At 68.2% G+C, this 9,892-nt stretch carries 10 protein-coding genes; 7 read left to right on the top strand and 3 right to left on the bottom strand.

From position 1 onward, the window contains the following. The first annotated feature begins 111 nt into the window (after nucleotides 1–111). The gene (locus VF697_RS07495; RefSeq protein ID WP_331092808.1) at nucleotides 112–1,164 is read left to right on the top strand and encodes an ankyrin repeat domain-containing protein; all 1,053 of its coding nucleotides are present in this window, start codon (nucleotides 112–114) and stop codon (nucleotides 1,162–1,164) included. A gap of 42 nt (nucleotides 1,165–1,206) precedes the next feature. Here the strand turns inward: VF697_RS07495 and VF697_RS07490 are convergent, their stop codons facing one another. Both VF697_RS07490 and VF697_RS07485 read right to left on the bottom strand, forming a co-directional pair. Further along, nucleotides 1,207–1,674, bottom strand: coding sequence for a molybdenum cofactor biosynthesis protein B (locus VF697_RS07490; RefSeq protein ID WP_331092811.1), 468 nt, complete (start codon nucleotides 1,672–1,674; stop codon nucleotides 1,207–1,209). A gap of 193 nt (nucleotides 1,675–1,867) precedes the next feature. Continuing rightward, the gene (locus VF697_RS07485; RefSeq protein WP_331092807.1) at nucleotides 1,868–2,185 is read right to left on the bottom strand and encodes a Rieske (2Fe-2S) protein; all 318 of its coding nucleotides are present in this window, start codon (nucleotides 2,183–2,185) and stop codon (nucleotides 1,868–1,870) included. Between the two features lie 145 nt (nucleotides 2,186–2,330). Here VF697_RS07485 and polX point away from each other — a divergent pair, with 145 nt between their 5' ends. The 5 genes from polX (at nucleotide 2,331) to mrtX (ending at nucleotide 7,321) form a co-directional block, all read left to right on the top strand. Further along, nucleotides 2,331–4,070, top strand: coding sequence for a DNA polymerase/3'-5' exonuclease PolX (polX, locus tag VF697_RS07480; RefSeq protein WP_331092810.1), 1,740 nt, complete (start codon nucleotides 2,331–2,333; stop codon nucleotides 4,068–4,070). 134 nt (nucleotides 4,071–4,204) lie between these two features. Continuing rightward, nucleotides 4,205–5,551, top strand: a complete 1,347-nt coding sequence (locus VF697_RS07475; protein ID WP_331092806.1) for a hypothetical protein — start codon at nucleotides 4,205–4,207, stop codon at nucleotides 5,549–5,551. Next, a complete protein-coding gene (locus VF697_RS07470; RefSeq protein ID WP_331092809.1) occupies nucleotides 5,551–5,901 on the top strand; it encodes a DUF2019 domain-containing protein in 351 nt (116 codons plus the stop codon). The genes VF697_RS07475 and VF697_RS07470 overlap by 1 nt, the downstream gene beginning before the upstream one ends. A 98-nt stretch (nucleotides 5,902–5,999) precedes the next feature. Further along, nucleotides 6,000–6,602 (top strand): serine protease, encoded by a 603-nt coding sequence (locus VF697_RS07465; RefSeq protein ID WP_331092805.1) that lies wholly within the window; start codon nucleotides 6,000–6,002, stop codon nucleotides 6,600–6,602. Next, the gene (gene mrtX, locus VF697_RS07460) at nucleotides 6,599–7,321 is read left to right on the top strand and encodes a myxosortase MrtX (protein WP_331092804.1); all 723 of its coding nucleotides are present in this window, start codon (nucleotides 6,599–6,601) and stop codon (nucleotides 7,319–7,321) included. Before VF697_RS07465 ends, mrtX begins: the two co-directional genes overlap by 4 nt. Here the strand turns inward: mrtX and VF697_RS07455 are convergent, their stop codons facing one another. Beyond that, nucleotides 7,322–8,152, bottom strand: a complete 831-nt coding sequence (locus tag VF697_RS07455) for a class II glutamine amidotransferase (protein WP_331092803.1) — start codon at nucleotides 8,150–8,152, stop codon at nucleotides 7,322–7,324. 215 nt (nucleotides 8,153–8,367) lie between these two features. Here VF697_RS07455 and dnaK point away from each other — a divergent pair. Then, nucleotides 8,368–9,892, top strand: a 1,525-nt coding sequence (gene dnaK / locus VF697_RS07450; RefSeq protein WP_331092802.1) for a molecular chaperone DnaK, incomplete at its 3' end; no start/stop codon positions are given.

The following is a 9,892-nucleotide window of genomic DNA, read 5'->3' as shown; positions in this document are numbered from 1 at the left end:
GCACTCGCATGGCTTTACAGGCTCTTGGCCGGGCGCGACCTTTCATGGGAAGTTCCGTTGGTCGGACCATGCATGTTTCATCCTCTTGACCTGCGCCTCTGACCCGAACGCATGAAACGTATCTTCGCCATCCTCCCGGTGATCCTGCTCGCGGTGGCCGCTTCAGCCTCGGCCCAGAGCCGGCCGCAGGCCCAGGTGTTCAACGAGTTCCAAGTCGCCATCGACACCAGGGACACCGCCTGGGCCGAGCGCCTGCTCGGCGAGGGGCTGGATCCGAACTGGCAGGACCCGCTCACCGGATGGACGCCGCTCCACGTCGCGGCGATCAACGGGCAGGGAACGGTCGTTCGTCGGCTGTTGGAGAGGGGCGCAGACCCGCGGCTGAAGAACAAGGTGGGGCGCACACCGATGGAGATGGCCCGAGACGCTGGACACACCGACATCGCGAAGCTCCTCTCCGGCTCTGTGGGCCCCGGTGCTGTGGCTCCTCCACGCCCGGCGCAGCCCAACCCTCCACTTCCACCGAACCGCCTCGCCACGCCTCAGCAGCCCACGAGCGCGCCGGCGACGGCCGGAGCAACACGCTGGCCGGCCTTCAAGACGTACAAAGTGGGCGACGAGGTGCAGTTCCTGGAGCCGACCGGCTGGAAGCCGGGCGTGATCAAGGAGGTCGGCCCGGAGGGAGACTCCTCCTCGAAGGACATCCCCCTGGGCGTGCGCAAGTACCTCATCTCGGGTACCCGCTGGCAGGGGGATGAGGATTGGTACGATTGGGGACTGGTCAGCGGACGCAGCCGGGAGCCGTTCTGGACCCGGTTCTTCGTGGGTGACTGGGAGCTCGGAGAGGTCATGGCCATGAACACGACCGTCAGCGGCGGCACGGAGACCACCGAGTACGCCTACGCGGCGGCCGACGAGAAGCTTCGTGTCAACGCCGCTGGCACGTACCAGTGGAGAACCCGCGACCGCAAGGTGATCCAAGGCCGCTGGGTGCCAGCGCCCGGCGGTCCGGGAATCGTCCTGAAGGCGGGGCACCGGGGTCTCGACTGGACGTTTCACAACCAGACGAGCGCAACAGACGAGAACGTCCGTGGGCTGGAAACCGCACGTCTGAACGCGGACGGACAGCTGGGGATTCGCGCCAAGCGTCCCTTGAGGCGCTGAGCGCCAGCCGTCTGACACGCCGAGACAATCTTGCCTCGCGGTTCAGCGCGTCAGCTCGCGCACCGCGTGGCCCAGCTCCGGCAGGATGAGCTGCTGCAGGCCGAGCCGTACCGCCTGCGGTGAGCCCGGGAGCGCGAAGAGGATCATCCCCTGGTACGTCCCCGCCGTGGCTCGCGACATCATCGCCGCGCTGCCAATCTCCTTGTACGACAGCGCCCGGAACAGCTCGCCGAAGCCCGGCAGCGTCTTCTCGAACAGGGCCTGCAGCGTCTCCACCGTGCTGTCCCGGCGGCCGATTCCCGTCCCACCGTTGAAGATCACCGCTCGCGCTCCCACCGCCTGCGCCTCCTTCAGCATCGCGCGGATGGCCTCGGGCTCGTCCTGGATGACGCGGTAGCCGCTCACCGAGTGCCCGTCCCCCTCCAGCAGCTCGCGCAGCACCCGCCCGCTCTCGTCCTTCGACTCGTCGCGGGTGTCCGAGCACGTCACCACGAACGCGCTCACGTGCACCGGCGCGTGCGACTTGTGCTCCGCCGCCGTCGCGGACCCGTGCTCATGCGCGTGGTCATGGGCATGCCCGTGGTCGTGGTGGTGGTCATGACCGTGGTGGTGGTCGTGCCCGTGGTGATGGTGGTGCCCGTGACCGTGCCCGTGGTCATGGTCGTCGTGGTCGTGTCCTTCGTGTGCCATCCCGGTCCTCCTCCTACACGTCCTTGTCGGACAGCTCGACCACCAGCTCGCCGTTCTCGACCTCGAGCTTCACCGTGGGCTGGTCATCGCACACGCCTGGCGAGGTCTCGTTCTTCCCCGAGTCCATGTCGAAGCCGACCTCGTGGCAGGGGCAGACGACCATGTTCCCCTCCAGGCGGCCCCCGGACAGCAGGCACCCCGCGTGGTTGCACCAGTCGTCGAGCCCCTTGTAGCGCCCGTTGATCCGCGCAACGCACAGGCTGCGCTTGCCCACCTCGTAGCCCCGCATTTCCTTCTCGGCGAAGTCCGCCGGTCCGAGCTTGATCTTCATCGGCTCCGTCTCTCGTAGCTCTCTGGAATCAACAACCCGGCGCCCTTCTATCCCGACAGGGCCGGGCCCGGGGAGGGCTTGCGGGGGGGGCCTGCTTTTCCGCTCGCCTGCACCCCCCTTTCGAGGGCATTAACTTCCTTCCGTGATGCCCCCCGACAAAGCAACCGTGGCCCAGGTCCTCCGGGACATCTCGCTCCTGCTCCAGATGAAGGGGGAGAACCCCTTCCGCGCCCGCGCCTACGACACCGCCGCCGACCGCATCACCGGCCTCGGCGAGGATCTCGGTGCCTTGGTCCGGGACGGACGCCTGCAGGATCTCCCGGGGATCGGCCAGGCGATCGCCGAGAAGGTCTCCGAGCTGGTCACCACCGGTAAGCTCGCCTACTACGACACCCTGCGTGCCGAGTTCCCTCCGGGCATCCTGGAGCTCGTCAAGGTGCCCGACCTGGGCCCGAAGAAGGCCCTCGTCCTCGCGCGCCAGCTCGGGGTGGACGGTGTCGACGCGCTGGAGAAGGCCTGCCGCGAGGGCCGCGTGCGCCAGCTCGCGGGCTTCGGCGAGAAGAGCGAGGCGAAGATCCTCGCCGGCGTCGAGCTGTATCGGCGCACCCGCAACCCCCGGCGCCTGCTCGGGGAGGCCCTGCCCGTGGCGGAGCGGCTCCTCGAATCCATCAAGGCCGCCCCTGGCGTGGTGCGTGCGAGCCTCGGGGGCAGCGTGCGCCGGCGCGCCGAGACCATCGGAGATGTGGACCTCATCGCCTCCGCGCCCGACGCTACCGCGGTGTTCGACGCGTTCTCCCGCGCTCCCGAGGTGGCCCACGTCATCGGCCGGGGCGAGAGCAAGTGCTCGGTGCGGCTGCACGAAAAGGATCTCCAAGTGGACCTGCGCGTCCTCCCGGACGAGGACTTCGCCACCGCCCTGCACCACTTCACCGGCTCCAAGGCCCACCACATGCGGCTGCGCGGGCTCGCCCACGAGCGGGGGCTGAAGATCTCCGAGTGGGGCGTCCACGACGCGGACGGCAAGAAGCTGCTCGTCCCCGACGAGGCCGCGCTCTATCGGCTGCTCGGCATGCAGTACATCCCGCCCGAGCTGCGCGAGGACACCGGGGAGATCGAGGCCGCGCTCGAGGGCCGGCTGCCCGAGGATCTCATCACGCTGGAGGACATCCAGGGTGCCGTCCACGCGCACAGCACCTGGTCCGACGGGAAGAACTCGCTGGAGGAGATGGCGCGGGCGGCGAAGGCGCTGGGGCTGAAGTACCTCACCGTCACCGAGCACAGTCAGGCCGCCATCTACGCCGGGGGTCTCAAGGAAGAAGACCTGCGCCGCCAGTGGGACGAGATCGACCGTGTCAACGAGACCGTCCAGGGCCTCCGGCTCCTCAAGGGCATCGAGGTGGACATCCTGGAGAGCGGCGCGCTCGACTATTCGGACGCGGTGCTGGAGAAGCTCGAGGTGGTCATCGGCTCCGTCCACGTGCGGCACGGCATGGACGAGGAGCAGATGACGCGCCGGGTGCTCCAGGCCTTCGAGAACCCGCACCTGCACATCCTCGGGCACGCCACGGGGCGTCTCATCCAGAGCCGAGACCCCTACCCGCTGCGGATGGAGGCGGTGCTCGACAAGGCGGCCGAGCGCGGCGTGGTGGTGGAGGTCAACGGCTCGCCGGCGCGGTTGGACCTCAAGACCGAGCACGTGCGCCAGGCCGTCCAGCGCGGGGTGACGCTGGTGGTGAGCTGCGACGCCCACAATACCCAGGGCCTGGGCAACCTGGCCTTCGCCGTGGCCACCGCGCGCCGGGGCTGGGCGCGCAAGGGGAGCATCCTCAACACCCTCCCCGCGGAACGCTTCGTGGACAGGCTCCGCAAGCTGCGAGTGGCCTGACGCGAGTCAGTTGGCTCGTCACCCGCTGAGGCATGACCTTCCCATGAGCCCCGTTCCGGGGTTTGCAGCACCCTCTGGGTATTCTTCTGAGCTGGCTACCCATCAAGGGATGGTCAGGGCCAAGAGGAATTCCCATGAAGCGATGTTGCACGGCCATGTTGATGGTGCTCCTCGTCGGGTGTGGTACTGCCTCGCGAGTCGTGCGCCTGGATACAGGCCGGACCGACCCCCTTGTCTTCACTCCACCCTCCGGCGCCGAGCCAGTGGAGGTGGACGACGACGCGTTCGAGGAAGCCGTGGCGACGCTTGCCCGGGACGTGCGACCTCCTGCTCGACCCCAAGAAGCCGCCCGGCGACTGTTCGAGGTTGAAGCACGGAGCGGTTCGTACACGTACGAGACACCCAGCCGCCGCATCACTCCGCACGAGCCGGGAGAGCTCTTGGAGGAGTCAATGGCGGCGGAGGTGGAGTTGACGCGCGCCTACCTGCGCTGGTGCGAGCGCACGGGTAGGCCCGGAGACTGTCTGCGCCTGTTGACGGAAGGCCCCACCGTCAACGGGGATGGCCGTTTCGCCCTGGCCCTCGCCCTGGCCAAGGGCGCCGTGCTGGACGAGATGCTGGAGGCGTTCAAGGACATGGCCGACCCCCATGCCATGGTGGCGGCGGTCCTCTGGACGTGGACGACGTACATGGTCCTCCTCTCCATTCCCGACGTGACGGTCTCCAAGGGCCTCGCGGCCGTCATGACCGCCACGCTTATTTCCTACGTGGGCATCGATACCTTCTGGGGCCTCGTCGTGGGCTTCAAGCGGCTGATGGACGAGGCGGACCGGGCCACCTCGTTCAACGAGCTGCGTGGGGCGGGCGAGCGCTACGGCAAGCTCATGGGCCGGAACGCAGCGCGAGCGTTCGCCATGCTGGCCATGGCGGCCATCGGCAACACGGCGCCGGGGCTGGCGACGACAGTGCCGAAACTGCCCGGATCGATGCAGGCGGCGGTGCAGGCGGAGACGCAGGTGGGCATCCACCTCACGGCAGTGGGAGAAGTGGAGACGATCGCCGTGAGTGCCGAGACCGTCACCATCGCCCTTGCTCCTGGGGCTGTGGCCATGACGGCCCGGGCCATGAGCAGTGCCGCTGCCAAGACTTCTCCCAATGGTTTCAGGGCATGGGGCTCATTCAGCGGCTTCAAGAAGGCCATGGGCTCGGCGGGCCTTGGGAAACAGTGGCACCACATCGTCGAGCAGACGCCGGGCAACGTAAAGCGATTCGGGGCCCATGCCGTTCACAACACCGACAACATTGTTCCGTTGGACAAGGCTATCCACACTCGTCTCAGCTCGCTTTACTCGTCCATTCAGGGAGATATCACCGGCTCGGCAACCCTGACTGTACGGCAGTGGTTGAGCACACAGTCCTATGAGGCACAACGCGAATTCGGGCTGATCGCCATCGAGAAAGTAATGAAGGGGTTCTGGTGATGAAGTTGGAGGAACTTGTCGAACAGTTCGCTCAAAACGTGGCCGCGCAGACCGACGCGATCTGGCGAGGAGACGCCAAGACCGGGAACAAGCACGCCAAGAAGTACGGCGCTGCGTTCGACAAGCTCCGGGATCACGGTGATGACGGGCGCGACGCACTGGCCGTGCTGTTCAAACACCCGCGCATGGATGTGCGTGTCATGGCCGCCGCGCATCTGCTCCGCCATCGGACGGACGAGGCCAAAGCGGTCTTGGAGGAGGCCGCCAAGGGCGAGGGGCTGGTCTCATTCAAAGCAGGGCAGGCGCTGAAGCGGTGGGAAGAAGGCACCTGGGCTCTTGACCCGGGGTAGCCACGCCCAGTGACACACCGTGGATTGACGCATCGACGGCCGATTCGTACACGAACCCCCGCGAGAACCTGACCCAGATGGTTTAGGCTCGCCGAGCCTTGTCGCACCGCCTGCTCGCACTCGTCCTCGCCCTGCTCGCCACCGGCGCCTCCGCCGAGGAGCGCCCGTCGCGCGCCGACCTGCAGCGGGCGCTGGCCCTGCATGAGCGCTCGGTGGTGCGGGTACGCGGGCCTCGCGAGGCGGGCCCGGGCATCATCGTGGGCGCCGAGGGCCAGGTGCTCACCTCCGTGCGCCACGTCAGCCTGGACGCCGCGCAGGTGGAGTACGACGGGCGGACGCTGCCGGCCACGGTGGTGCTCGCCAACGGGTCCCTGAAGGTCGCCGTCGTCGCCGCTCCGGCTGGCGACTACCCCGCGGCCCCCGTGCGCGTCTCCTCCGAGAGCCCCACGGGCCAGTGGCTCATCGGCATCGTCCGCGGGCGCGGCAAGCAGAAGGACAGGCCCGAGGCGGCCCTCGCGCGCAAGGCCCCCGAGCCCTTCATCGACGTGGACCTCGCCCTCCCCCCGGGCAGCCCCCTCTTCGACACGAATGGCCGGCTGGTGGCGGTGTCCGTCCAGCGCAAGGGCCGTGGCTGCCGGGCCCTGCCCCTGGAGTCCGTCAGACGGCAGCTCGCCGCCAGTCAGCAGGTGGCCACTCCGTGAGCACCTCGGCGGCCACGCCCTGGCGTCCCACGGCCGTGCAGGAGGTGGTGGGCCTGTGGGCGCTCGGCTTCCTGGGCATCATCATCGCCTTCCTCCTCTTCGGAGGCTCCGGCATCCCCAAGCTGGTGGCCACGGTGGGCTTCCTCTACCTGCCGCTCCTCGCCATGCGCTGGCGCGGCGAGGACTACCGCGACTACGGCCTCACCTCGCGCTACTGGCGGCAGGACGTGCGCCTCTTCCTGGGCGTGAGCCTGGTGGTGTTCCCCCTCTTCTTCGGGGCCTTCGCCCTGTGGACGGAGGTGCTGCCCCACCTGCCCCCGGAGCTGGCGCGCCTGCTGGCCCCCTTCCGAGGCCCCGCGCACTTCACCCCGCGCCTGCCGCCCCGCTTCGGCGAGTGGGTGGTGGACCAGCTCTTCGTCGTGGCCCTGCCCGAGGAGTTCTTCTACCGGGGCTACATGCAGGCGCGCCTGCGCGACGCGTGGCCCCAGGGCCGGCGCTTCCTCGGCGTCCGGCTGGGGCCCGCCTTCTGGCTGACGGCGGTGCTCTTCGCGCTCGGCCACCTCGCCATCTTCCAGGTGTGGCGCCTGTCCGTCTTCTTCCCCGCCCTGCTCTTCGGCTGGATGCGCGAGCGCACCGGCAGCGTGGTGGGCGCCGCCCTCTTCCACGCCGCCGCCAACCTCTTCGTGCGCTTCCTCGAGGCGTCCTTCTTCGGCGTCTGACTACGGCGTCAGGTGGCGCGCCTGCAGGTCCGCCGACACCGCCAGCGTGGTGCCCTCGGGCAGCTCCACCCAGCCCGCCGGGCGCTTCACGTGCGAGGCCACCACCACCGTGCGCCTGCGCCGGTGCGCCGCCACGCCCGGCTGCGTCTCGGGCGTGGTGGGCGTGATGCCGCACACCTCGCAGCTGTCCGTCCCCTCCAGCCGCGTGTAGTACAGCGGTTGGCCGCCCAGGCGCGTGGCCACCAGGATGAAGCCGTTGGTGGCGAAGAGGTTCACCGTGGAGGTGCGCGCGGCCCCCGCCTGCGCCGAGGCCTTCGACAGCGCCCGGGCCGTGTCCGCCAGCAGCCTGCCCGCTACCTCGGCCTCCAGGCGCGGGTCATCCGCGTGCCCCGTCTCCCACAGCCGCTGGAGGAAGCAGGCGAAGGCCACCTCACTGTCCGTCTCCCCACGGATCTGCCGCCGGAGGAAGTCCGGCACGGAGGCCAGCAGCGAGGCCCGCATGTCGGCGAAGCCGTGGAGCTCGCCCTGGTGCGCGAAGAGCCAGCGCCGCGAGCGGAAGGGCTGGGTGTTCTCCTCCAGCGACAACCCCACCGGCAGCCGCCGGGCATGGAAGAGCAGCGCCTCGGACTCGTGCCGGGGAGCGAGCGACTCCAGCGTCAAGTCCGCGTCGCGAGGGAACCGCTGGAGCAGGACGTCATCCTGGGAGTAGGCGCCGATGCCCACGGCATTGGACCGTCCCTCTCCCTGGAGAGCGACCTGCCCTTCCAGCCGATGCAGTTCGCACCGCACCAGGTTCGGATCGGATGTCAGGACGGCCAGCGCGACGGACATGCGGTACACCCCCTTGTTCACATCAATAGATAATGACGCCACCGGCCCCACTCAACCCAAGCTCGGTCCCCTGGTAAACCTCGCCAACCCCTTGAAAGGATTGGGGTTTACCCACACGGAACGTTTGACAGCCCGGATGCAAGGTGCCTAACATCCCGGCGCCTTCCCAAGGGTTGGGATTCTGACGGCCCTTCAGTTGCTACACCGGAGACGGAATGTCGGACGACATCGCGATCGGCATCGACCTGGGCACGTCCACCTCGTGCGTGTCGGTGATCGAGAACGGCCAACCGATCGTCATCCCCAATGAGTGGGGAGAGACGACCCACGCCTCGTGCGTGTCCTTCCTCGAGGACGGCTCGGTGCTGGTGGGCAACGCGGCCAAGCGCAACATCATCACCAACGCCGAGTCCACGGTGTACTCGGCCAAGCGCCTCATCGGGCGCTACTTCTTCTCCGACGAGGTGAAGAAGGCCCAGGCGGTGATGCCGTACAACATCGTCGAGGGCGACAACAACTCGGTGCGCATCGCCGTGCGGGGCGAGACGTACTCGCTGCCGGAGATCTCCGCGCTCGTCCTCAAGGAGATGAAGGCCGTCGCGGAGACGTACCTCGGCCGCGAGGTGACCAAGGCGGCCATCACCGTGCCCGCCTACTTCAACGACAACCAGCGTCAGGCCACCAAGGACGCGGGCCGCATCGCCGGGCTGGAGGTGCTGCGCATCCTCAACGAGCCCACCGCGGCGGCGCTCGCCTACGGCTTCGGCCGGGACGTCAGCCAGCGCGTGGTGGTGTACGACCTGGGCGGCGGCACCTTCGACGTCTCCATCCTGGAGATCGGCAAGGACGTCTTCGAGGTGCTCTCCACCGCCGGTGACACGTACCTGGGCGGCGACGACTTCGACGACCGCATCATGACGTGGCTGGCCGACGACTTCATGAAGCGCACGCGCCTGGATCTGCGGCAGAACAAGTTCTGCCTGCAGATGCTCAAGGACGCGGCCGAGCGGGCGAAGATCGACGTGGGCACCTACGGCAACGCCGAGGTCAACTGCCAGGGCATCTGCCAGGACGCCAATGGCCAGGTGTTGGACCTGACGGGCCGGCTCTCCCAGGACCAGTTCAACCGGATGGTGATGGACCTGGTGCAGCGGACCTTCAAGGTCTGCGACGAGGCCCTCCAGTCGGCGCGCATGACGGCGGCGGACATCGACGCGGTCATCCTGGTGGGTGGCCCCACGCGCCTGCCCATCATCCGCAACTCGGTGCGCCACTACTTCCAGAAGGAGCCCAAGGAGGGCATCAATCCGGACCAGGTGGTGGCCATGGGCGCGGCGCTGCAGGCCAACGCGCTGCTGGACTCCGCCACCGAGACCTTCCTGGTGGACGTGACGCCGCTGTCGCTGCGCATCGGCACGGTGGGCGGCTACACCGAGAAGATCATCGACAAGAACACCCCCGTGCCCATCGACCGCTCGAAGACCTTCACCACCAGCCGCGACGGGCAGGAGAAGGTGAAGATCCGCGTCTACCAGGGCGAGTCCAACCGGGCCGATGAGTGCGAGATGCTCGGCGAGTTCGAGTTCTCGGGCTTCCGCATCGGCTACCGGGGCGAGGTGAAGATCGACGTGACGTTCGAGATCAACACCGATGGCCTGGTGAACGTGTCGGCGATGGACCTGGACACGGGGCAGAAGACGTCCACCACCCTCACCATGTCCTCGGGCATGTCGGAGGCGG

The sequence above is a fragment of the Archangium sp. genome, from assembly GCF_036388035.1.
GTDB lineage: Bacteria > Myxococcota > Myxococcia > Myxococcales > Myxococcaceae > Archangium.
Note: the sequence above shows the minus strand (reverse complement) of the source record. Positions and strands in the feature narration are given on the sequence as shown.